The following is a 22,010-nucleotide window of genomic DNA, read 5'->3' on the forward strand; positions in this document are numbered from 1 at the left end:
ATCCCGGGGGGCCGGTGCACGCCCCACCCCTGTCTCCTGCGGACGTACGCCTGAGCGCACGTCCGCAGGACACCGACCACGGTCAGGCGATGCGGTCCAGCACGATCGGGTTCGGGGTGAACGCCGTGCCCTCGGGGGCGACGGTGATGCCGCCGGCCAGGGCCTCGATGGCGTAGTCGTAGCGCTCCGGGGTGTCGGTGTGCAGGGTCAGCAGGGGCTGGCCGGCCACGACGGTGTCGCCGGGCTTGGCGTGCATCTCGACGCCGGCGCCGGCCTGCACCGGGTCCTCCTTGCGGGCGCGGCCGGCGCCCAGGCGCCAGGCGCAGACGCCGACGGCGTACGCGTCGAGCTCGGTGAGCACGCCGGAGGCGGGCGCGGGGATGACGTGCTGCTCACGGGCGACCGGGAGCGGGGCGTCCACGTCGCCGCCCTGGGCGGCGATCATGCGGCGCCAGTGGTCCATCGCGGAGCCGTCGCGCAGCGCGTCCGCCGGGTCCTTGCCGTGCACGCCGGCCGCGGCGAGCATCTCGCGGGCGAGCGCGAGGGTGAGCTCGACGACGTCGGCCGGGCCGCCGCCGGCCAGCACCTCGACCGACTCGCGGACCTCCAGCGCGTTACCGGCGGTGAGGCCGAGCGGGGTGGACATGTCGGTGAGCAGGGCGACGGTGTTGACCCCGGCGGTGGTGCCCAGGCCCACCATGGTGCGGGCGAGTTCGCGGGCGTCGTCGATGTTCTTCATGAACGCGCCGGAGCCGACCTTGACGTCCAGGACGAGCGCGCCGGTGCCCTCGGCGATCTTCTTGGACATGATCGAGGAGGCGATCAGCGGGATCGCCTCGACGGTGCCGGTGACGTCGCGCAGCGCGTACAGCTTCTTGTCGGCGGGGGCGAGGCCGTCGCCGGCCGCGCAGATGACCGCGCCCGCGTCGCGCAGCACGTCCATCATCTCCTCGTTGGAGAGCAGGGCGCGCCAGCCGGGGATGGACTCCAGCTTGTCCAGGGTGCCGCCGGTGTGGCCGAGGCCGCGGCCGGAGAGCTGCGGGACGGCGGCGCCGCAGGCGGCGACCAGCGGGGCGAGCGGGAGGGTGATCTTGTCGCCGACGCCGCCGGTGGAGTGCTTGTCGCTGGTGGGCAGCGGCAGCGAGGAGAAGTCCATCCGGACGCCGGAGCGGATCATGGCGTCGGTCCAGCGGCTGATCTCGCGCGACTGCATGCCGTTCAGCAGGATCGCCATGGCCAGCGCGGACATCTGCTCGTCGGCGACCTCGCCGCGGGTGTAGGCGTCGATGACCCAGTCGATCTGAGCGTCGCTCAGCTCTCCGCGGTCGCGCTTGGTCCTGATGACGGAGATGGCGTCCATGCGTGCTCCAAGAGGGGTTTCAGAAAGGCATGAAATGCGAAGAGTGCCGCGAGATGACCGGGTTCCGGCCCACTCGCGACACTCTACGCGCGTAACAAACAGAGAGGCTAGAGCCGCTCCGGCCCGAACGCGTCGGGCAGGACCTCGCTCATCGGCTTCACGCCCGAGGGCAGCTCGATCAGCAGGTCCGGTCCGCCGTGCTCGTACAGCAGCTGGCGGCAGCGCCCGCACGGCATCAGCAGCTCACCGGCACCGTCCACGCAGGTGAACGCGGTCAGCCGCCCGCCACCGGTGGCGTGCAGCGCGGACACCAGCCCGCACTCGGCGCACAGCCCGAGCCCGTACGAGGCGTTCTCGACGTTGCAGCCGGTGACCACCCGGCCGTCGTCCACCAGCGCGGCCGCGCCGACCGGGAACTTGCTGTACGGGGCGTACGCGTGGCCCATCGCCTCGCGCGCCGCCTCGCGCAGCCGCTCCCACTCGATCACCGGGGCGGTCACTTGCCCTGGCCCTTGCGGTAGATCTGGCCGTCGGCCTTCGGCGGACGCAGGCGCTGCGACGCCAGCGAGAGCACCACCAGGGTGATCACGTACGGCGTGGCGACGATCAGCGGACGCTGCACCTCGTCGGTCAGCGAGTACCAGGCGATCATGCCGCCGGCGACGACGAGCGAGATCACCGTCGCGGTGTACTTGCGCCGGTAGAGCTGCCACAGGGCGAGCAGCACCATGGCGATGCCCACGATCAGCAGCAGCACGTGCACCGACCCCGGGTCGCGCAGCTGGAGGCTGTCGGTGAAGCCGAACAGGCCGGCGCCCATGGCGAGACCGCCCGGCATCCAGTTGCCGAAGATCATCGCGGCGAGGCCGATGAAGCCTCGGCCGAGGGTCTGGCCGTCCTTGTAGAAGTGCGCGGCGACCAGCGAGAGGTACGCACCGCCGAGGCCCGCGAAGGCGCCGGAAGCGGTGACCGCCAGGTACTTGTACTTGTAGACGTTGACGCCCAGCGACTCGGCGGCGGTCGGGTTCTCACCGCAGGAGCGCAGCCGCAGACCGAACACCGTACGCCAGAGCACGAAGTAGGTGACCACGATCAGCGCGGCCGCCAGGACCACGACCACCGAGATGTTGGTGACCAGGCCGCCGAGCACGCCCGCGACGTCCGAGACGAAGAACCAGTGGTGGTTCTCGATGTCCTTCAGACCCGAGGACAGCCCCGGGATCGTGATGTAGGGCAGCGGGTCCGCCGGCGGGGACTGGTTCTGGCCGGCACCGACCGAGACGTAGTCCTTGTAGTAGATCCGGTTGACGTACGCGCAGATACCGGGGATCAGCAGGTTGATGCCGACACCGGAGACGATGTGGTCGACGCCGAAGGTGACCGTGATGACCGCGTGCAGCAGACCGCCGAGCGCGCCGCCGGCCATACCGGCCAGCAGGCCGACCCACGGGTTGACCAGGTAGCCGGCCCAGGCACCGCAGAAGGTGCCGGCGACCATCATGCCTTCGAGGCCGATGTTGACCACACCGGCCCGCTCGGACCAGAGACCGCCGAGACCGGCCATGCCGATCGGCACGGCGGCGCTGAGCGCGGCGGTGACCTGACCGGAGGAGGTCAGCGAGTGGTTGCCGGTGGCCATGCCCACGGCGGAGAACAGCACCAGGGCGCCCGCGATCAGGAGCAGGACGACCGGCCAGGACAGCTTGTGCTTCTTCGCAGGCGCGCCCGGCGCCTTGGGACGAGCAGCGGTAGCCGTGCTCACGCCGACACCTCCTTCTTCTCAGCGGCCGCGAGCTGGGCGGCGAGCTGCTCGCCGACCTTCTTCTGCTGGCGCGTCAGGCCGTAGCGGCGCACCAGCTCGTACGCGACGACGACGCAGATGACGATGGTGCCCTGCATGACCGAGACGATCTCGGACGGGAAGCCGCCCTGGAGCGGCAGCTGGGCACCGGTGGCGTCCAGGAAGGCGAACAGCACGGCCGCGAAGGCCATGCCGATCGGGCTGTTCCGGCCCAGCAGGGCGATCGAGATGCCCAGGAAGCCCAGGTTCTGCTGGAAGGTCTGCCCGTAGTAGAAGGAGTTCTGCAGCAGCTCGGGCAGGCCGATCAGACCGGCGATCGCACCGGAGACCACCATCGAGATGACGATCATGCGCTTGACGTTCACGCCGGAGGCGGTCGCGGCGGACTCCGAGCGGCCGGTGGCGCGCAGGTCGAAGCCGAAGCGGGTGCGGGTCAGCACGAACTGGAAGACCACGCCGACCAGGATGGCGATGAAGATGAAGCCCCAGAGCGGGCCGCCGTCCGTCTGGATCGCGAAGAAGTGGCTCGACTGGGAGATCGGCTCGGTCTGGATCGAGTTGCTGGTGCCGCTCACCTTCGGCGCGAAGACGCCCGGGACGAGCAGCAGACCGACGATCGCGATCGCGATGGCGTTCAGCATGATGGTCGAGATGACCTCGCTGACGCCGCGCAGGACCTTCAGCAGACCGGCGATGCTCGCGTACAGGCCGCCGACCAGCATGGCGGTGACCAGCAGCAGCGGGATCTGGATGAAGGCCGGCAGGTCGACCTGCGCACCGACGTAGGCCGCGAACAGCGCCGCGACCTTGTACTGGCCCTCGACACCGATGTTGAACAGGTTCATCCGGAACCCGAACGCGGCGGCCGCGGCGGCCAGGTAGTAGGTGGTGGAGCGGTTGAGGATGGCCACCTGGCCGTCCGACTTGGTGGCGTACGTGATCATCACGTTCCACGCGTCGAACGGGTTCTTGCCCGAGGTCGCCAGCAGGACGGAGCAGATCGCGACGGAGAGCAGGACCGCGAGCACCGGCGCCGCCAGTGCGAGCACGATCCGCTCACCGCTGATCCGCTGCGTCAGGCTGCGCTTGACGGCGGGGTTGGGACTGGTCATGTGGTTACTCCCCCGCCTGCGGGTCGTCGGCGGTGTCGGACGGGTCGGTGCCCTCGGCCTCGGTGCCCTCGGCGGCGACGGCGTGCGCCTCGGCGACGGCCTCCGGCTCGGACTCGATGTGGCCGCTGGCGGCACCGGTCATCGCGGTGCCCAGGTCCTCGGCGGTCACGGTGGCCGGGTCGGCGTCGGCGACCAGGCGGCCGCGGTAGATGACCCGGATGGTGTCGGAGAGCCCGATCAGCTCGTCCAGGTCGGCGGAGATCAGCAGGACGGCGAGGCCGGCCCGCTGGGCGACCCGGATGTGCTCCCAGATCTGGGCCTGCGCGCCGACGTCGACACCGCGGGTGGGGTGCGCGGCGATCAGCAGCTTGGGCTGGTGGCTCATCTCGCGGCCGATGATCAGCTTCTGCTGGTTGCCGCCGGAGAGCGAGGCCGCGGTGACCTCGATGCCGGGGGTGCGGACGTCGAACTCCTCGACGATCCGCTGGGTGTCCACCCGCGCGGCGGACGGGTTCAGCAGCACGCCGACGGAGTTGGGCGCCTCGGTGACGTGGCCGAGGATGCGGTTCTCCCAGAGCGGGGCCTCCAGCAGCAGGCCGTGCTTGTGGCGGTCCTCGGGGATGTAGCCGATGCCGGCCTCGCGGCGGGCCCGGGTCAGGGTGCCGGAGAGGTTCTTGCCGTCCAGGGTGACGGTGCCGCCGTCCAGGGGCAGCATGCCCATGATGGCCTCGACCAGTTCGGCCTGGCCGTTGCCCTCGACGCCGGCGATGCCGAGGATCTCGCCCTTGTGGATGCGCAGCGAGATGTCGTCCAGGACGACGCGCTCGATGCCCTCGGCGTCGGTCTTGGCGATCCGCAGGTCCTTGACGTCGAGCATCTCGGTCGTGGTGACCGTCGACTCGCGGGTCTCCGGGGAGGGCAGCTCGGCGCCGACCATCATCTCGGCGAGCTGGCGGGCGGTGACGGCCTTGGGGTCGGCGTCGCCGACCGTGGTGCCGCGACGGATGACGCTGATCGCGTCGGCCACCGCCAGCACCTCGTGCAGCTTGTGCGAGATGAAGATGACGGTGACGCCCTCGGACTTGAGCTCGCGCAGGTTGTCGAACAGCGCGTCGACCTCCTGCGGGACGAGGACGGCCGTGGGCTCGTCGAGGATCAGGATCTTGGCGCCGCGGTACAGCACCTTGAGGATCTCGACGCGCTGGCGGTCGGCGACGCCGAGGTCCTCGACCAGGGCGTCCGGGCGCACGCCCAGGCCGTACTGGTCGGAGATCTCCTTGATCTTCGCCTTCGCCTTGGCACCGATGCCGTGGATCTTCTCGCCGCCGAGGACGACGTTCTCCCACACGGTGAGGTTGTCGGCGAGCATGAAGTGCTGGTGCACCATGCCGATGCCCCGGTCGATCGCGTCGCCGGGCGTGTTGAACTCGCACAGCTCGCCGTTGATCGCGATGGTGCCCTCGTCCGGCTTCTGCATGCCGTAGAGGATCTTCATCAGCGTCGACTTGCCGGCGCCGTTCTCGCCCATCAGGGCGTGCACGGTGCCGGTGCGAACGGTGAGGTTGATGTCGTGGTTGGCCACGACACCGGGGAAGCGCTTGGTGATGCCGCGCAGTTCGACGGCCGATGTCGCCGTCCCCGCGCTGGGGGTGCCGTCCTTGCGCAGGGGGACGGGGTCGGATGCGGTGATGGCGATCTCCTGGTGGTCTGGAGGCGCGTCGTTGCGCTCGGAGGGCCAAGGGGGGGAACCGGGGGGACGGAAGGGGCCCGGGGGTACGCGTTGAGCGCACCCTGCCGGGCCCCTCCCGTGAACTGTGTCGATCATCGCGCTGCCGGGCAGGCGGCAGGCGCTGTCGCGTCCGAGACGCGCGGTCCTTACTGGGCCGGCGCGGTCGGGATGGTGGTGGCGCCGCTCTTGATCGCGTCGGCGGCGGCCTTCAGCTGCGACTGGATGTCGTCGATCTTGCCACCGGTCGTGGCGAGCGAGACACCGTCGGCCTTCAGGTCGAAGAGCTTGATCCCGGTCGGGTTCTGGCCCTTCTTGACCGAGTCGATGTACGAGTACACCGCGTTGTCGACGTTCTTGACCATCGAGGTCAGGATGCTGTTCTTGTACTTCGCCAGGGCCGGCTGGCTGGCCTGGTCGGAGTCGACACCGATGGCCAGCTTGCCGGCGTTGGCGACGGCCTCGATCGAGCCGTTGCCGGAGGAACCGGCGGCGGCGTAGATGACGTCCGCGCCCTTGTCGAGCTGGCCCTGGGCGGCCTCCTTACCCTTGTCCGGGGAGGAGAAGCCCGAGAAGTCCGGCGGGGTGGTGAGGTACGTGGTCTCGATCTGGATGTTCGGGTCCACGGACTTGGCGCCCGCCTTGTAACCGGCCTCGAACTTCTTGATCAGCTCGGACTGCACACCACCGATGAAGCCGATGTGGTGGGCCTTCGACTTGTTCGCAGCGGCGACACCGGCGAGGTACGAACCCTCCTGCTCGGCGAAGAGCAGCGAGGTGACGTTGGCCGGCTGGTCCTTGTCGTTCGAGTCGATGATCGCGAACTTGACGTTCGGGTTGTCCTTGGCGACCTTGTTGACCGCCGGCTGGTAGACGAAGCCGACCGCGATGATGGTCTTGTAGCCGGCGTCGACCAGGTTCTTGAGGCGGGTCTCCTTGTCGGCCTCGGCCTCGCCCTGCTTGGCCTCGGCCTCGGTGACGGAGACACCGAGGTCGGACTTGGCCTTGTCGAGACCACGGGCGGCGGAGTCGTTGAACGACTGGTCGCCACGGCCACCGATGTCGTAGGCCATACCGACCTTCAGCGAACCGTCGCCGGAGCCGGAGGAGGAGGTGGTGTCGTTGCTCTTTGCGCCGCAAGCGGCGAGCGAGGCCATGCCCAGGGAACCCGAGAGCACAACCGCGGCGAGCTTCATTGAACGGCGCAAGGGAGTATCTCCTTCTAACACGCAACCGTTTGGCGTGGTCGGACGCCACCGTAACGCGCGTAGAACACGGTTGTGTTACGGGGTGCCAGAGCATTCGGGTTGTTATCAAACCGTGGTCTGATGCCTGTCCCGAGGCCCTTTCCCGTTACGCGGACGGTGGTCCGAGGTTGGTGGGGCCCAGTTTACGGAACCGCCACCGAACCCCGAATCCCGACAAACCCGCGCACGTGTCGGCTGCCGACCCGCGGCTGCGCCCTCAGTCGCCGTCCGCCTCCAGGGCCAGCGCCGCGAACAGCTCGGCCCCGATGCCGATCGCCCGCTCGTCCACGTCGAACCGACCCTGGTGCAGGTCACGGACGGTGGTGTCGCCGGGGACGCGGACGCCCAGCCGGGCCAGCGCGCCCGGGGCGTGCTCCAGGTACCAGGAGAAGTCCTCCCCGCCGAGGCTCTGCTCGGTGCCCTCCACCACCTGTCGGCCGTCCCGGCCGAACCGCGCGTTCATCACCTCGTCCAGCCGCGCGACCGAGACCGCCTCGTTGACCACCGGCGGCACCCCGCGGTGGTAGTCCAGCGTCCACTTGGCCCGGTAGGTCTCACTGAGCTTGGCGATCAGCTCGTGCAGCAGGTCCGGCGCCTCGCGCCAGCCGTCCAGCTCCAGGCAGCGGACGGTGCCCTCCAGCTCGGCGTGCTGCGGGATGACGTTGGGCGCGGAGCCGGAGGCGATCCGGCCCCAGACCAGACTGACGCCCCAGCGCGGGTCCATCCGGCGGGCCAGGGCGCCGGGGAGGTCGGCGGCCATCCGGGCCACCGCGGTCACCAGGTCGGTGGTCAGGTGCGGGCGGGCGGTGTGCCCACCGGGGCCGTCCAGGTGCAGCACCAGGCGGTCGCAGGCCGAGGTGATCGCCCCGGTGCGCAGGGCGATCCGGCCGACCTCCACCTTCGGGTCGCAGTGCACCGCGAAGATCCGGCCGACGCCGTCCATCCCGCCGGCCTTGATCACGTCCAGCGCTCCGCCCGGCATGACCTCCTCGGCCGGCTGGAAGACCAGCCGGACCGGGCGGCGCAGCTCGCCGGTGCGGGCGGCCTCGGCCAGCACCAGGCCGGCGCCGAGCACCACCGCGGTGTGGACGTCGTGGCCGCAGGCGTGGGCCCGGCCGGGGACGGTCGAGCGGTACGGCACGTCGGTCTTGGCGTCGTCGATCGGCAGCGCGTCGATGTCGGCGCGGAAGGCCAGGAACTCGGCGCCCGGGGCGGTGCCGGCCGGGACGATGTCGACGAGCAGGCCGGTGCCGCCGGGCAGCACCCGGGGTTCGAGTCCGGCCGCCACCAGCCGGTCGCGCAGCAGTCCGGTGGTGCGGAACTCCTGGCGGCCAAGCTCCGGGTGCCGGTGCAGATCACGGCGGAAGGCGATCAGCTCGGGCTCCAGTGCCCCCACCCGGTCGCGCAGGTCGGCGGCGGGGCGTGCGGCAGCGAGAGTGGCGCCCGGCTGAGCGGGCTCAGGACGGTTCATCTCGCCAATCGTAGGCCTGTTGGGGGGATTTGGCCCGACTTCCGGAAAATTAGTGCCCGGATGGGCGCATACCGGCCGGACAGGTGGGTATGACATCTCGTTTCAGCCGCCTTCCCCGGGTTGCTTGCCCTGTGCAACGATCACCCGGGCCGGTGGTCACGGCCGCCACTTCCTTGACGGAACCCGGACGTTGACGGCCGTTCAGGCGGTGGTCAGAAGCGCTCCACCGGGGCGTACGTCCCCCACACGCCGCGCAGCGCGTCGCACACCTCTCCGACGGTGGCCCGGGCGGCCAGCGCCTCCTTCATCGGGTACAGCACGTTCCCGGTCCCCTCGGCGGTGCGGCGCAGCCCGTCCAGCGCCCGGGTGACGGCGCCGGCGGAGCGCTCGGCCCGCAGCCGGGCCAGCCGTCCGGCCTGCTGCCGCTCGATCGCCGGGTCCACCCGCAGCGGCTGGTACGGCTCCTCCGCGTCCAGCCGGAAACGGTTGACGCCGACCACGGTCCGCTCGCCGGAGTCGGTCTCCTGCTGGACACGGTAGGCGGTGCGCTCGATCTCGGCCTTCTGGAAGCCCTGCTCGATCGCGGCCACCGCACCACCCCGGTCCTCGATCCGGGCCATCAGGGCCAGCGCGGCGGCCTCCACCCCGTCGGTGAGCGACTCGATGGCGTACGACCCGGCGAAGGGGTCGACGGTGGCGGTCACGTCGGTCTCGTGGGCGAGCACCTGCTGGGTGCGCAGGGCGAGTCTGGCCGCCTTCTCGGTGGGCAGCGCGATCGCCTCGTCGTAGCTGTTCGTGTGCAGCGACTGGGTGCCGCCGAACACCGCGGCGAGCGCCTGCACGGTGACCCTGGCCAGGTTGACCTCGGGCTGCTGGGCCGTGAGCTGCACCCCGGCGGTCTGGGTGTGGAAACGCAGCATCTGCGAGCGCGGGTCCCGCGCACCGAACTCATCGCGCATGACTCCGGCCCAGATCCTGCGCGCGGCACGGAACTTGGCCACTTCCTCCAGGAGCGTCGTCCGGGCCACGAAGAAGAACGAGAGTCGGGGCGCGAAGTCGTCCACGGCCATCCCGGCGGCGATCGCGGTCCGGACGTAGGCGATGCCGTTGGCCAGGGTGAAGGCGATCTCCTGCGCCGGGTCGGCCCCGGCCTCGGCCATGTGGTAGCCGGAGATGGAGATGGTGTTCCAGCGCGGGATCTCGGCACGGCAGTACCGGAACACGTCGGCGACCAGCCGCAGCGAGGGCTGCGGCGGGAAGATGTACGTGCCGCGGGCGATGTACTCCTTCAGCACGTCGTTCTGGACCGTGCCGGTGAGCGAGGCCGGCGCCACGCCCCTGGCCTCGCCGACCAGCTGGTAGAGGAGCAGGAGCAGGGCGGCGGGCGCGTTGATGGTCATCGAGGTGGACACCTCGCCGAGCGGGATGCCGTCGAACAGCACCGCCATGTCCTCGACGCTGTCCACCGCCACGCCCACCTTGCCGACCTCCCCGGCCGCGAGCGGGGCGTCCGAGTCGTAGCCCATCTGGGTCGGCAGGTCGAAGGCGACCGACAGGCCGGTGCCGCCGCCCGCGATCAGCTGCCGGTAGCGGGCGTTGGACTCGACGGCGGTGCCGAAGCCCGCGTACTGGCGCATCGTCCAGGGCCGGCCGGTGTACATCGTCGGGTAGACGCCCCGGGTGTACGGGTACTCCCCCGGGCGGCCCAGCCGGGCTCCGGGGTCCCAGCCGGCCAGCGCCTCGGGCCCGTACAGCGGTTCGAGGTCGAATCCCGACTCGGCGCGGCGCGGCTCGGCTGCCATGGGTCCCTCCAGGGATCGGCGGGCGCTGTCCTCGCAATCTATGGCCTGGCCGCCGGGGCGCCGACGCGGTTGAGATGATCGGGTGAACGACCGATGAGCCCCAGGGAGTGGCAATGACCGAGCAGAAGGTGGCCGTGGTCACCGGTGCCAGCAGCGGAATCGGCGCGGCGACCGCCCGCCGGCTGGCGGCCGAGGGCTTCGACGTGGTGGTGACCGCCCGCCGCACCGAGCGGATCGAGGCGCTGGCCAAGGAGATCGTCGACCGGGGCGGTTCGGCGCGGGCGGTCACCGTGGACGTCACCGACCGGGCCGCCGTGGACGCCTTCGCGGCCGAGGTCGGCCGGGTGGACGTCCTGGTGAACAACGCCGGCGGCGCGATAGGCGCCGAGACGGTCGAGCACGGCGACCCGGCCGACTGGCGGGCGATGTACGAGGTGAACGTGCTCGGCGTGCTGCACATGACGCAGGCACTGCTGCCGGCCCTGCGGGCCACCGGCGACGGCACGGTGCTGGTGCTCTCCTCGACCGCCGCGCTGGCCGCGTACGAGGGCGGCGGCGGGTACGTCGCCGCCAAGCACGCCGCGCACACCATCGCGGCCACCCTGCGGCTGGAGCTGTGCGGGGAGCCGATCCGGGTGATCGAGATCGCGCCCGGCATGGTGAAGTCCGAGGGCTTCGCGGTCACCCGCTTCCGCGGCGACGAGGAGAAGGCGGCCGCGGTGTACGCGGGCGTGGCCGAGCCGCTGACGTCCGAGGACATCGCCGACACCGTGGCCTGGACGGTCACCCGGCCCTCGCACGTGAACATCGACCTGCTGGTGGTCCGCCCCCGGGCGCAGGCCGCCAACCACAAGGTCCACCGGGGCTGATCCGGGCCGGGCGGGCGCCCGGGGGCACTGATCGAACGCGTCACCACCCAGTGGTACACACGTCCGATGAGAACCTTCCGGGCCGCCCGCCCACGCGTCCTGCTGACCGTCCTGGCGGCAGGCACCCTCCTCCTCGCCACCGCCTGCGACGACACCGCCAAGCCGGCCCAGGACCACGCCGCCGGCACCTCCGCGCCCGCCACCGGCGTCGGGGGCACCCCGGCGGCGACCGCCAGGGCCACCGGCGAGGCCGACCCGGCGCTCAAGCCCTTCTACGGCCAGCAGATCACCTGGGCGGCCTGCCCGGCCGACCCCCAGGCCGAGAAGGCCAAGATCGACACCTCCGGGATGAAGTGCGGCAAGCTGCACGTCCCGCTCGACTACGCCGATCCCGCCGCCGACGCGATCGACCTCGCGCTGATCAAGTACCCGGCCGCCAAGCCGGACCAGCGGATCGGCTCGCTGATGGTCAACCCGGGCGGCCCCGGCGGCTCCGGCGTCGAGATGGTCGAGTACGGCGCCAAGGACTTCGTCGGCACCCTGCACGACCGCTTCGACGTGATCGGCTTCGACCCCCGCGGCACCGGCGGCAGCTCGCCGGTCGTCTGCTACGACGACAAGCAGCACGACGCCGCCGAGCAGCAGGACGAACCGCTCGACCCGGCCGAGCGCAAGGCCGCGCACATCAGGCAGTCCACCGACCACGCCGCCGCCTGCCAGGCCAGGTCCGGCAAGCTGCTGCCCTTCGTCGGCACCCGCAACACCGCCCGCGACCTCGACGTGCTGCGCGCCGTCGTCGGCGACAAGAAGCTCGACTACCTGGGCATCTCCTACGGCACCTACCTCGGCGCCCTCTACGCCGAGGAGTTCCCGCAGAACACCGGCCGGCTGATCCTGGACGGCGCCGTCGACCCCGCCCAGGACACCCTGGACCACGGCGTGGACCAGCAGGTCGGCTTCGAGAAGTCCTTCGAGCGCTTCGCCGCCGACTGCGTCGAGAACCACGCCGACGAGTGCCCGCTCGGCAAGGACAAGGCCGCCGCCGCCAAGAAGGCCGCCGACTTCCTGGACGGCCTGCACGACAGCCCGCTGACCGCGAAGGACGGCCGCAAGCTCGGCCGCGACCTGGCCTGGACCGGCACCATCCAGATGCTCTACGGCGACGAGAAGACCTCCTGGAAGTACCTGCGGGTCGGCCTCGGCATGGCGATGAACATGAAGCGCGGCGACCTGCTGCTGGCCTTCGCCGACGACTACAACGGCCGCGACGAGAACGGCCACTACAGCCCCATGGAGGAGGCCAACGGCGCGATCAGCTGCGCCGACGCCGCCCGTCCGGCGCCCACCCCCGAGCACGCCAAGGCCGCGGTGGACCGGCTGCTCGCCGAGGCACCGCTGCTGTCCAAGGGCGTCACGGTGGACGACTACAGCGAGCCCGGCTGCGCCTACTGGCCGTTCAAGACCCAGGAGAAGCCGCACACCATCCGGGCCGAGGGCAGCGCCCCGATCCTGGTGGTCGGCTCCACCGGCGACCCGGCCACCCCGTACGCCTCGGCCGAGTCCCTGGCCAAGGGCTTCGCCAACGCCACCCTGCTCACCCGGGTCGGCGAGGGCCACGGCGCCTTCGGCAAGGGCAACACCTGCATCGACCGGGCCATGGAGGCCTACCTGACCGAGGGCACCATGCCGGCCGCGGGCACCCGCTGCACCTGAGCCCGGCGTGCCGATTAGCAGATGAACGCGGGGAGGGCGCTGACACAAAGGTGTCAACGTCACAACTTGATAGCTCGTCCGGATGAATTCGGCGCGCGCCCTCCCCAACTGATGACAGCTCAACTACCTTTGAGGCGCTGCCCGACCGGCGCCCGAGCGCCTCTCCGCAGCCCCATACTTCACCTGCCCCACCAGCCCATCTCACCGGCACCTTCCCGCCCTCACGAGGAGGACCCGCTGGCCAGCGACATCCCGTCACAGCGGCTCGACGTCAGAACAGAGCCGACCCTCCTCGGGTTGCACCGCTTCAACGAGGCCGACGCCGGCGCCGCCGAGGAGGCCCTGCTGGCCTGCTGCGGCAGCCACCGCTGGGCCCTGCGGCTCACCGCGCACCGGCCGTACCCCGACATAGAGTCCCTGCTGGCCGCCGCCAGCGAGGCCTCCTACGACCTCCGCCCGGCCGACCTCGCCGAGGCGCTGGCGGACGAGAGCTGGATGCCGCAGCCACTGCTCGGCATGCGGGCCCCCGGCAGCCAGGCCGCGCACACCGCGCTGCGGGCGGCGCACGCCGCGTACGAGGCCCGGTTCGGCCACGTCTTCGTGGTCTGCCTGGAGGGCGTCGCCCCGGAGGAGATGCTCGACACCGTGCTCTCCTCCATCCGCACCCGCCTGGCCAACGACCCGGACGAGGAGCGGCTGATCGCCGCGGACGAGCTCCGCCGGATCGCCCTCACCCGGCTGGAGCACCTGGTCGCCACCCACTCGGAGGCCGGAGCCCGCTGACGCCGGCCGCCGCGCCCCTCCTTCATCCGTGCGGGTGAATCACCCGTACGGATGAACCCGAGCCTCGCGCCCCGCGTCCATCGACGCGGGGCGCGGTCATTCGGTGACCCGGAGTGGCGAACCGTGGTTTGGTTCCCGCCCCACTAGGCCAGAAGTGCCTGATTGATCACACCTGGGGCCCCCGGAGGCGGCACGCGAGAAGGCGTCGATAGGATGCTCGCGGCCGGTGGACCGTACCCGGCCGGGCTGACCGACACCGAAGCCGGCCGAGCCCCCAATCGCTTCCGGAGGGTTTTTCCGTGCCGGCTGGAACGCTGTACCGCGGCCGGGAAGGCATGTGGAGCTGGGTGGCTCATCGAGTCACCGGCGTCCTCATCTTCTTCTTCCTGTTCGCCCATGTCCTGGACACCGCTCTGGTGCGAGTGTCGCCGGAGTCCTACGACACCGTCATCCAGACGTACAAGACTCCCCTCGTGAACCTGATGGAGTACGGCCTGGTGGCCGCCATCCTGTTCCACGCCCTGAACGGCCTGCGCGTCGTCGCGGTGGACTTCTGGTCCAAGGGACCCAAGTACCAGAAGCAGATGCTCTGGTCCGTCGTCGGCGTCTGGGTCGTGCTGATGGCCGGCTCCTTCTACGGGATCCTGCAGCACACGCTGATCTCCTGGTTCGGGAAGTGAGCTGACACATGAGCACGGAAATCTCCGACGCCCTCGTCGTCCCCTCCAAGCAGGCGCACACGGGCAAGGGCCTCGGCACCGGCAACCCGGCCGACGCGTTCGTCATCGAGCCGCCGCGCCAGCGGACCAAGAAGACCCCGCGCCGCACCCGCACCAACTTCGAGATGCTGGCCTGGCTCTTCATGCGCCTGTCCGGCATCGTCCTGGTCGCCCTGATCCTCGGCCACCTGATCATCATGCTGATCCTCGACGGTGGCGTCTCCAAGATCGGCTTCGCCTTCGTGGCCGGCCGCTGGGCCTCGCCGTTCTGGCAGGGCTGGGACCTGCTGATGCTGTGGCTCGCCATGCTGCACGGCGCCAACGGCATGCGTCAGGTCATCAACGACTACGCCGAGAAGGACTCGACCCGGCTCTGGCTCAAGGGACTCATGGGTACCGCCACGGTCTTCACCGTGCTGCTGGGCACCCTGGTGATCTTCACCTTCGACCCCAACATCTGAGCCGCGAGCACCATCGACCATCGGCAGAGGCCAGAGGCGAGTTAACCCCCCATGCAGATTCACCAGTACGACACCGTCATCGTCGGCGCCGGCGGCGCCGGCATGCGCGCGGCCATCGAGTCCACGCAGCGCACCCGCACCGCCGTCCTGACCAAGCTCTACCCGACCCGGTCCCACACCGGCGCGGCCCAGGGCGGCATGTGCGCCGCCCTGGCCAACGTCGAGGAGGACAACTGGGAGTGGCACACCTTCGACACGGTCAAGGGCGGTGACTACCTGGTCGACCAGGACGCCGCCGAGATCATGTGCAAGGAGGCCATCGACGCCGTCCTCGACCTGGAGAAGATGGGCCTGCCCTTCTCCCGTACCGAGCAGGGCCGCATCGACCAGCGCCGCTTCGGCGGTCACTCCCGCAACCACGGCGAGGCCCCGGTCCGCCGCTCGTGCTACGCGGCCGACCGCACCGGCCACATGATCCTCCAGACGCTGTTCCAGAACTGCGTCAAGCACGGCGTCGAGTTCTTCAACGAGTTCTACGTCCTCGACCTGCTGATCAACGACGGCAAGACGGCCGGCGTCGTCGCCTACGAGCTGGCCACCGGCGAGATCCACGTCTTCCAGGCCAAGTCCGTCGTGTTCGCCTCCGGCGGCACCGGCAAGTTCTTCAAGGTCTCCTCCAACGCCCACACCCTCACCGGTGACGGCCAGGCCCTGGTCTACCGCCGCGGCCTGCCGCTGGAGGACATGGAGTTCTTCCAGTTCCACCCGACGGGCATCTGGCGCATGGGCATCCTCCTCACCGAGGGCGCCCGCGGCGAGGGCGGCATCCTGCGCAACAAGGACGGCGAGCGCTTCATGGAGCGCTACGCCCCCGTCATGAAGGACCTCGCGTCCCGTGACGTCTGCTCCCGCGCGATCTACACCGAGATCCGCGAAGGCCGCGGCTGCGGTCCGGAGGGCGACCACGTCTACCTGGACCTGACCCACCTGCCGCCGGAGCAGCTGGACGCCAAGCTCCCGGACATCACCGAGTTCGCGCGCACCTACCTCGGCATCGAGCCCTACACGGACCCGATCCCGATCCAGCCCACCGCGCACTACGCCATGGGCGGCATCCCGACCAACGTCGAGGGTGAGGTCCTGCGCAACAACACCGACATCGTCCCGGGGCTGTACGCGGCCGGCGAGGTCGCCTGCGTGTCCGTGCACGGCGCCAACCGTCTGGGCACCAACTCGCTGCTGGACATCAACGTGTTCGGCAAGCGGGCCGGTGTCGCCGCCGCCGACTACGCCAACGCGCACGAGTTCGTCGAGCTGCCCGAGAACCCGGCCGAGAAGGTCCAGGCCCTGGTCGACGGCCTGCGCGAGGGCACCGGCACCGAGTCCGTGGCGCAGATCCGCAAGGAGCTGCAGGAGAGCATGGACGCCAACGCCATGGTCTACCGCACCGGCGCCACCCTGAAGCAGGCGGTCGAGGACATCGCCGCGCTGAAGGAGCGCTACAAGAACGTCTCCATCCAGGACAAGGGCTTCCGCTACAACACGGACCTCCTGGAGGCCGTCGAGCTGGGCAACCTGCTCGATCTGGCCGAGGTGCTGGCCGTCTCCGCGCTGGCCCGCGAGGAGTCCCGCGGCGGTCACTACCGCGAGGACTTCCCGACCCGTGACGACGTGAAGTTCATGCAGCACACCATGGCGTACCAGGAGGTCGCCGCCGACGGCAGCACCTCCATCCGCCTCGACTACAAGCCGGTCGTGACGACCCGCTACCAGCCGATGGAGCGTAAGTACTGATGAGCACTCCGACTGTGGAGAAGCACTCGGCCGCTCTGGACGCGGTCGAGGCCGGTGGCACGCAGCTGATCACCGTCACCTTCCGGATCCGCCGGTTCAACCCGGAGGAGCACCCGGACCCGGTGTGGGTCGACTACCAGCTGACGATGGACCCGAAGGAGCGCGTCCTGGACGCGCTCAACAAGATCAAGTGGGAGCAGGACGGCACCCTCACCTACCGCCGTTCCTGCGCGCACGGCATCTGCGGCTCCGACGCCATGCGGATCAACGGCCGCAACCGGCTGGCGTGCAAGACCCTGATCAAGGACGTCGACCCGGAGAAGCCGATCACGATCGAGGCCATCAAGGGCCTGACGGTCCTCAAGGACCTGGTCGTGGACATGGACCCGTTCTTCCAGGCGTACAAGGACGTCATGCCGTTCCTCATCACCAAGGGGAACGAGCCGACCCGCGAGCGCCTGCAGTCCGCCGAGGACCGCGAGCGCTTCGACGACACCACCAAGTGCATCCTGTGCGCCGCGTGCACGTCGTCCTGCCCGGTGTTCTGGAACGACGGCCAGTACTTCGGTCCGGCCGCCATCGTCAACGCGCACCGCTTCATCTTCGACTCGCGCGACGAGGGTGCCGAGCAGCGCCTGGAGATCCTCAACGACCGTGAGGGCGTGTGGCGTTGCCGCACCACCTTCAACTGCTCCGAGGCCTGCCCGCGTGGCATCGAGGTCACCAAGGCGATCCAGGAAGTGAAGCGGGCGCTGGTCACCCGCCGCTTCTGATCACCGGCTGACAGCCCGGAGGCCCCCGCCCGATCCACGGATCGGGCGGGGGCCTCCGGCGTTTCCTAGCGCAGGGCGCCGAGGTCCTTCGGCGCGGACCAGCCGCCGAAGGTCACCAGGTGCCGGTCGGCAGTGACGGCCCACAGGTCCGGCTTGCCGTCCCCGTCACCGTCGCCCGAGCTGCCGAGCGTCGGGTAGGCGGCGGTGGTGAAGCCGGTGGCGACCACGTTCGCCGCGGGGTCGGCGAGGGCGGAGAAGTCGAGCAGCCCGTCGGCCTGCTTGGTCACCGGGTAGGCGTGCAGCTCGCCGGTGGCCCGGTCACGCGCCCACAGGGCGAGGTTGCCGGCCGAGTCCGGGCCGGGGGCGATGAGGTCGTAGCCGTTCCAGGCACCGGAGGTGGTGAGCTTGCGGGCCTGCTGGTAGCCGTAGGCGAAGTCGCCGCCGGCGTGCAGCCAGAGGTTGCCGTTCTCCAGCGTCAGCAGCGACGGATCGGCGTCCCCCACGACCGGGCCGAACGCGACCAGCTGGTCCGCCTTCGACCAGTCGGAGGCGTAGTCGGCCGGGCAGGCCACGACCGTCCCGGCGTCGTCCACGCACTCGGTGGAACGATCGGCACCCGTCCACGTCTGGCCGAACGAGCCGTAGTCGAAGTTCCGGTACATGTAGAGGTAGCCCTGGCCGGGCTTGTGGACGAAGAAGTCGTCCGCCGACGGTGCGTGGTCGGTCCAGCCGCGGTGTGCCACCTGGTACGACGCCCAGCTCGTCCGGTCGGGCGCAACAGCCGCCCGGACCGTCGAACCGGGCGCGGTGCCGGAAGCGTTCACGCCGATGTACTGCAGGTTGCCCTGGGAGTCCGGTACCAGGATGTCCGCGACGCCGTCCCCGTCGACATCGCCGAGGGTCTTCGGCGGGTTCGGGTTCGAGGGGGCGTAGAAGGAGTAGGACGTCGGATTGACGTTGCCCGTGTTGTCGATGGCCTGGACGACAAGGTTGTTGCTGCCCCAGTTCACGACCCGGAGGTCGACCGTCGCCGTACCGTCGGCGCCCGGCCGGACGGCATCCGTCGCATCGCAGCCGCCTACCCCGAGGTAGTCCCAGCCGTACCGGAAGCAAGCAATGCCGGAGGACTTGCCGCCGGCCGGGGCCGGGTCGACCCCCTTGAGGACGAAGGTCCCCTTCTGGCCCGCGTACTTGGTGGCCTTGCCGCTCGCCGGGAAGTCGGTCGAGGAGACCGTGACGGTCGGGGCCGTGGTGTCCACCGAGAAGTGGCAGTCCGCTGACGGAGCGGAGACCTGCGTGCCGTCCAGGGCCCAGACGTGCCAGGCGTAGCTGTGTCCGTCCAGCAGACCCGGGACCTTGACGCCGGCCTTCTGGGCGTAGGCCTGGGCCTCGCCGGTGTAGACCGGGTCCTGGGCGCCCGTGGTCTCGTCCCGGACGCTGAACCGGGCGCCGGTGCCGGTCACCTTGGCGTTGAGGGTCGGGCCGTACGTGCTCCGACCGCTCCAGAGCGGAGCGGTCGTCGGGTCACAGGCGACGGTGCGGTAGTCGCCGCCCTGCTCCGTCCCGAGGACGGCCGGCGCGGTGTCGGCCACAGCCGGCACCGGCGTGGCCAGCAGGCCCGCGGCGACCGCCGCCGCGGTGACCCCGCCGAGCCTGCGGGCATGTCGAAGTGTCATGGAGATTCCCCACCCCTGTGTCTGCAGATCTGTTCGATACGTGCACGAGCGGTGGAGATCCTGCCAGTGGGGTCCGACAGCGGCAACGGGGATTCTCAGTCGGTGGCCGGGGTGCGGCGGGTGGCACGCAGGCCGCGGAGGCCGATGGTGCCGACGGCGATGCCGAGGACGAAGGAGGTGACGGCCAGGAGCAGGTGGACCCAGAAGAAGGCGGTGGGCTGGGAGTGGTCGCCGTTGGTGAAGGCCTGGCCGCCGGAGTCCTTCCACAGGTTCTTGACGAAGGTGGTCCAGATGATCATCGACCAGACCCCGAAGGCGGTCAGGAACCAGGAGGTGCGGCGGCTGAGCTTCATGGGTGGTCCTCGGCGGGGTGTGAAGGCGGTGTGCGTCCCCAGTATGCGCGGGCCGCCGATCGGCGTACGGCGTGCCCCTCCTGCGGAGGACGGGCCCGGAGTGGCGGACGGCCGGGGCCCGGAATGGGTACGGTCTGCTGGTGCCCACTCCCCGTCACACGTTCGCACGCCTGTGCGCCGCGGTCACCGCGGCCCTCCCGGTCCTGCTCGCCGCCCCGGCGGCGGTCGCGGCCCCGCAGCAGCCGCCCCCGTCTGCCGCGGTCGGCGGCGAGCGGCTCGGGAACCCCGGGGTCCAGGTGGCCCCGCTGGCGGGTGCCCCGGCTCTGCCGAGCGGTCTCACCGGCCAGTCCTGGGTAGTCTCCGACGCGACGTCGGGCGAGGTGCTGGCGTCCTACAACCCGCACCTCAAGCTGCCCCCGGCCAGCACCCTGAAGATCCTCTTCGCGGACACCGTGCTGCCCAAGTTCGACCGCAACGCGGTGCACAGGGTCGCCGACGAGGAGATCCAGGGGATCGGCGCCGGCAGCAGCCTGGTCGGCATCAAGGAGAACCTTGAGTACCGGGTCGAGGACCTGTGGCGCGGGGTGTTCCTGAGCTCGGGCAACGACGCCGTGCACGTCCTGTCGCACATGAACGGCGGCATCCCCCAGACCGTCGCCGAGATGCAGGCGCGCGCCGAGGCGCTGCAGGCGAAGGACACCAGGGTGGTCTCCCCGGACGGCTACGACATGGACGGCCAGCTCTCCTCGGCCTACGACCTGTCGCTGTTCGCCCGGGCCGGCCTGCGCAACCCGGACTTCCGGATGTACTGCGCCACCCGGGACGCGATGTTCCCGGGCGCCGTGGACAAGAACACCGGCCAGCGCGGCAGCTTCGGGATCGCCAACACGGACCGGCTGCTGGGCAAGTACCCCGGGCTGATCGGGGTGAAGAACGGCACCACCACCAACGCCGGCTCGACCTTCGTCGGCGCGGCCGAGCGCGACGGCCGCACCCTGCTGGTGACGGTGATGCACCCGGCGAGCTACCAGAAGGTGTACGACGAGACGGCCGCCCTGCTGGACTGGGGCTTCGCCGCGGCCGGCAAGGTCCAGCCGGTCGGCAAGCTGGTCGACGAGGTCCCGGCCGGCGGCACGGCCGGCACGCCCGCGCCGCCGCCGCACCCCTCCCACACCGCCGCCCCGCCCGCCGCGGCACCCGCGCCCGCCGGGGACGGCGGGCTCGGCCCCGTCGGCTGGTCTGCCGTCGTGCTGGCCGGGGCCGGGGCCGGGTACGGCGCGCTGGTCCTGCGGCGCCGCCGCTCCGCCGGCTGACCACCCGTCGAGCGGGCGGGCCCGGCCTCAGTCCTGGGGCCGGGCCTTGCCGTTCCCGGCGGTCTCCTCCGCCTGCGCCCGGGCCTTCCCGGCCCGCTCCTCGGCCTGCGCCTGCGCCTTGTCGGCCGCCTCCAGCAGCGCCCGTCCGTGCGCCCTGGTCCGTTCCCGGGCCGCCGCGGGGTCGGCCGTCGCCGTCCAGGCCACGCAGTACATCAGCAGCCGGCAGACGAAGTTGATCCACAGCAGCAGCGCGACCGGGGTGGCGAAGGCCCCGTAGAGGCTCCGCCCGGCGACCGAGCCGAGGTAGGAGGCGAGCAGGATCTTCAGCAGTTCGAAGCCGACCGCGCCGATCAGCGCGCCCCGCAGGACGTCCCGGCGGCGCTGGCCGGTGATCCCGGGGAACGGCGCCAGCAGGTAGGCGAACAGCAGGGTGTCGCACCCTATGGCGATCAGCACGCCGACGCCGGTCAGCAGGTAGCCGCTGCCGAGGCCGATCGCCTCGGCGATCCGCCCGGCCAGGGTCGTCCCGGCGGCGGAGGCGGCGAGGGAGAACAGCGACACCAGGCCGAGGCCGCCCAGCACGACGACGTCCCAGGCCTTGCGCAGCAGCGGGTTGCCCTCCTCGTCGGGCAGCTGCCACAGGTCCCGGATCGAGGTGCGCATGGTGTCCACCCAGCCGAGGCCGGAGATCAGCAGAAGCGCCCCGCCGACCAGTCCCACCGCGCCCGCGCTGGCCACCAGGGACGGCAGGTCGAGCGCGTCCGAGATGCCCGGCAGCTGGTCGGAGATGCGCTCCTGCAGGTCGTGCACCCGGCTGTCGCTGAGCGTCGCGACGGCGATCGCCAGGCCCACCGTGAGCAGTGGGAAGAGGGCCAGGAAGCCGAAGAAGGTGACGGCGCCGGCCAGCCGGTTGCCACGGGCGGCGGAGAAGTACTCGTACACCCGGTACGCCCGGCTGCGCAGCACCCGGGCGACGAGCGGGCCGATGACCGGAAGGCGGGTCAGGAAGTCCATCCGACCGGTTATACCGGCCCGTC

Annotated in this window: 19 protein-coding genes; 8 read left to right on the top strand and 11 right to left on the bottom strand. The window is 70.8% G+C overall.

All coding sequences use genetic code 11. The features are described from left to right. Nucleotides 1-82: 82 nt before the first annotated feature. The 8 genes from ABTY56_RS04990 to ABTY56_RS05025 all read right to left on the bottom strand — a co-directional run bounded on the left by ABTY56_RS04990 (nt 83) and on the right by ABTY56_RS05025 (nt 10,519). Complete coding sequence (locus ABTY56_RS04990) at nt 83-1,360, bottom strand: thymidine phosphorylase (protein ID WP_350626661.1); 1,278 nt, start codon at nt 1,358-1,360, stop codon at nt 83-85. A gap of 107 nt (nt 1,361-1,467) precedes the next feature. After that, a complete protein-coding gene (locus ABTY56_RS04995) occupies nt 1,468-1,860 on the bottom strand; it encodes a cytidine deaminase (protein WP_350626663.1) in 393 nt (130 codons plus the stop codon). Next, entirely contained in the window at nt 1,857-3,122 is a 1,266-nt protein-coding gene (locus ABTY56_RS05000; RefSeq protein WP_350626665.1) for an ABC transporter permease, read from the bottom strand. Before ABTY56_RS05000 ends, ABTY56_RS04995 begins: the two co-directional genes overlap by 4 nt. Then, entirely contained in the window at nt 3,119-4,273 is a 1,155-nt protein-coding gene (locus ABTY56_RS05005; RefSeq protein ID WP_350626667.1) for an ABC transporter permease, read from the bottom strand. The genes ABTY56_RS05000 and ABTY56_RS05005 overlap by 4 nt, the downstream gene beginning before the upstream one ends. 4 nt (nt 4,274-4,277) lie before the next feature. Continuing rightward, nucleotides 4,278-5,801 carry an ABC transporter ATP-binding protein gene (locus ABTY56_RS05010; RefSeq protein WP_502893032.1) on the bottom strand — a complete coding sequence of 508 codons (1,524 nt, stop codon included), beginning with the start codon at nt 5,799-5,801 and terminating at the stop codon, nt 4,278-4,280. A 347-nt stretch (nt 5,802-6,148) separates the two neighbouring features. Beyond that, nucleotides 6,149-7,207 (bottom strand): BMP family lipoprotein, encoded by a 1,059-nt coding sequence (locus tag ABTY56_RS05015; protein WP_350626669.1) that lies wholly within the window; start codon nt 7,205-7,207, stop codon nt 6,149-6,151. A gap of 256 nt (nt 7,208-7,463) precedes the next feature. Continuing rightward, nucleotides 7,464-8,717, bottom strand: a complete 1,254-nt coding sequence (locus tag ABTY56_RS05020) for an amidohydrolase (RefSeq protein WP_350626671.1) — start codon at nt 8,715-8,717, stop codon at nt 7,464-7,466. Nucleotides 8,718-8,929: 212 nt separating this feature from the next. After that, nucleotides 8,930-10,519: an acyl-CoA mutase large subunit family protein gene (locus tag ABTY56_RS05025; protein ID WP_350626673.1), complete on the bottom strand. Its 1,590-nt coding sequence runs from the start codon at nt 10,517-10,519 to the stop codon at nt 8,930-8,932. 113 nt (nt 10,520-10,632) lie between these two features. Between ABTY56_RS05025 and ABTY56_RS05030 the strand changes: the two genes are divergently transcribed. The 7 genes from ABTY56_RS05030 (at nt 10,633) to ABTY56_RS05060 (ending at nt 17,631) form a co-directional block, all read left to right on the top strand. Continuing rightward, the gene (locus ABTY56_RS05030) at nt 10,633-11,388 is read left to right on the top strand and encodes an SDR family oxidoreductase (protein ID WP_350626675.1); all 756 of its coding nucleotides are present in this window, start codon (nt 10,633-10,635) and stop codon (nt 11,386-11,388) included. A 66-nt stretch (nt 11,389-11,454) separates the two neighbouring features. Next, nucleotides 11,455-13,101, top strand: a complete 1,647-nt coding sequence (locus ABTY56_RS05035; protein WP_350626677.1) for an alpha/beta hydrolase — start codon at nt 11,455-11,457, stop codon at nt 13,099-13,101. A gap of 297 nt (nt 13,102-13,398) precedes the next feature. Further along, the gene (locus ABTY56_RS05040) at nt 13,399-13,884 is read left to right on the top strand and encodes a 2-oxo-4-hydroxy-4-carboxy-5-ureidoimidazoline decarboxylase (RefSeq protein WP_063349045.1); all 486 of its coding nucleotides are present in this window, start codon (nt 13,399-13,401) and stop codon (nt 13,882-13,884) included. Between the two features lie 299 nt (nt 13,885-14,183). After that, a complete protein-coding gene (sdhC, locus tag ABTY56_RS05045) occupies nt 14,184-14,564 on the top strand; it encodes a succinate dehydrogenase, cytochrome b556 subunit (RefSeq protein ID WP_074003919.1) in 381 nt (126 codons plus the stop codon). Nucleotides 14,565-14,572: 8 nt separating this feature from the next. Further along, on the top strand, nt 14,573-15,064 hold the full coding sequence (gene sdhD, locus ABTY56_RS05050) for a succinate dehydrogenase, hydrophobic membrane anchor protein (protein WP_350626680.1): 492 nt from the start codon (nt 14,573-14,575) through the stop codon (nt 15,062-15,064). Nucleotides 15,065-15,115: 51 nt separating this feature from the next. Further along, a complete protein-coding gene (gene sdhA / locus ABTY56_RS05055; protein ID WP_350626682.1) occupies nt 15,116-16,858 on the top strand; it encodes a succinate dehydrogenase flavoprotein subunit in 1,743 nt (580 codons plus the stop codon). Next, nucleotides 16,858-17,631, top strand: coding sequence for a succinate dehydrogenase iron-sulfur subunit (locus ABTY56_RS05060; RefSeq protein ID WP_350626684.1), 774 nt, complete (start codon nt 16,858-16,860; stop codon nt 17,629-17,631). Before sdhA ends, ABTY56_RS05060 begins: the two co-directional genes overlap by 1 nt. Before the next feature lie 65 nt (nt 17,632-17,696). Here the strand turns inward: ABTY56_RS05060 and ABTY56_RS05065 are convergent, their stop codons facing one another. After that, nucleotides 17,697-19,307: a hypothetical protein gene (locus ABTY56_RS05065; protein ID WP_350626686.1), complete on the bottom strand. Its 1,611-nt coding sequence runs from the start codon at nt 19,305-19,307 to the stop codon at nt 17,697-17,699. Between the two features lie 95 nt (nt 19,308-19,402). Then, entirely contained in the window at nt 19,403-19,660 is a 258-nt protein-coding gene (locus ABTY56_RS05070) for an SCO4848 family membrane protein (protein ID WP_350626688.1), read from the bottom strand. Between the two features lie 140 nt (nt 19,661-19,800). On the opposite strand from ABTY56_RS05070, the gene ABTY56_RS05075 reads away from it, so the two are divergent. Further along, nucleotides 19,801-20,973, top strand: a complete 1,173-nt coding sequence (locus ABTY56_RS05075) for a D-alanyl-D-alanine carboxypeptidase family protein (protein WP_502893027.1) — start codon at nt 19,801-19,803, stop codon at nt 20,971-20,973. 27 nt (nt 20,974-21,000) lie between these two features. On the opposite strand, the gene ABTY56_RS05080 is transcribed toward ABTY56_RS05075, so the two are convergent. Then, nucleotides 21,001-21,987, bottom strand: a complete 987-nt coding sequence (locus ABTY56_RS05080; RefSeq protein WP_350626690.1) for a YihY/virulence factor BrkB family protein — start codon at nt 21,985-21,987, stop codon at nt 21,001-21,003. Nucleotides 21,988-22,010: the final 23 nt, after the last annotated feature.

Origin of the sequence: Kitasatospora sp. NPDC097691 (assembly GCF_040302665.1) — a bacterium.
Taxonomy (GTDB): Bacteria; Actinomycetota; Actinomycetes; order Streptomycetales; family Streptomycetaceae; genus Kitasatospora.

Excerpts from the sequence above, each read along its gene's own strand:
- ABTY56_RS05010 (WP_502893032.1), bottom strand. The coding sequence starts at position 5,801 with ATGGGCGAGAACGGCGCCGGCAAGTCGACGCTGATGAAGATCCTCTAC.
- sdhD (WP_350626680.1), top strand. The coding sequence starts at position 14,573 with ATGAGCACGGAAATCTCCGACGCCCTCGTCGTCCCCTCCAAGCAGGCG.
- sdhA (WP_350626682.1), top strand. The coding sequence starts at position 15,116 with ATGCAGATTCACCAGTACGACACCGTCATCGTCGGCGCCGGCGGCGCC.
- ABTY56_RS05060 (WP_350626684.1), top strand. The coding sequence starts at position 16,858 with ATGAGCACTCCGACTGTGGAGAAGCACTCGGCCGCTCTGGACGCGGTC.
- ABTY56_RS05080 (WP_350626690.1), bottom strand. The coding sequence starts at position 21,987 with ATGGACTTCCTGACCCGCCTTCCGGTCATCGGCCCGCTCGTCGCCCGG.
- ABTY56_RS05025 (WP_350626673.1), bottom strand. The coding sequence starts at position 10,519 with ATGGCAGCCGAGCCGCGCCGCGCCGAGTCGGGATTCGACCTCGAACCG.
- ABTY56_RS05030 (WP_350626675.1), top strand. The coding sequence starts at position 10,633 with ATGACCGAGCAGAAGGTGGCCGTGGTCACCGGTGCCAGCAGCGGAATC.
- ABTY56_RS04990 (WP_350626661.1), bottom strand. The coding sequence starts at position 1,360 with ATGGACGCCATCTCCGTCATCAGGACCAAGCGCGACCGCGGAGAGCTG.
- ABTY56_RS05020 (WP_350626671.1), bottom strand. The coding sequence starts at position 8,717 with ATGAACCGTCCTGAGCCCGCTCAGCCGGGCGCCACTCTCGCTGCCGCA.
- ABTY56_RS05035 (WP_350626677.1), top strand. The coding sequence starts at position 11,455 with ATGAGAACCTTCCGGGCCGCCCGCCCACGCGTCCTGCTGACCGTCCTG.
- ABTY56_RS05065 (WP_350626686.1), bottom strand. The coding sequence starts at position 19,307 with ATGACACTTCGACATGCCCGCAGGCTCGGCGGGGTCACCGCGGCGGCG.
- ABTY56_RS05005 (WP_350626667.1), bottom strand. The coding sequence starts at position 4,273 with ATGACCAGTCCCAACCCCGCCGTCAAGCGCAGCCTGACGCAGCGGATC.
- ABTY56_RS05070 (WP_350626688.1), bottom strand. The coding sequence starts at position 19,660 with ATGAAGCTCAGCCGCCGCACCTCCTGGTTCCTGACCGCCTTCGGGGTC.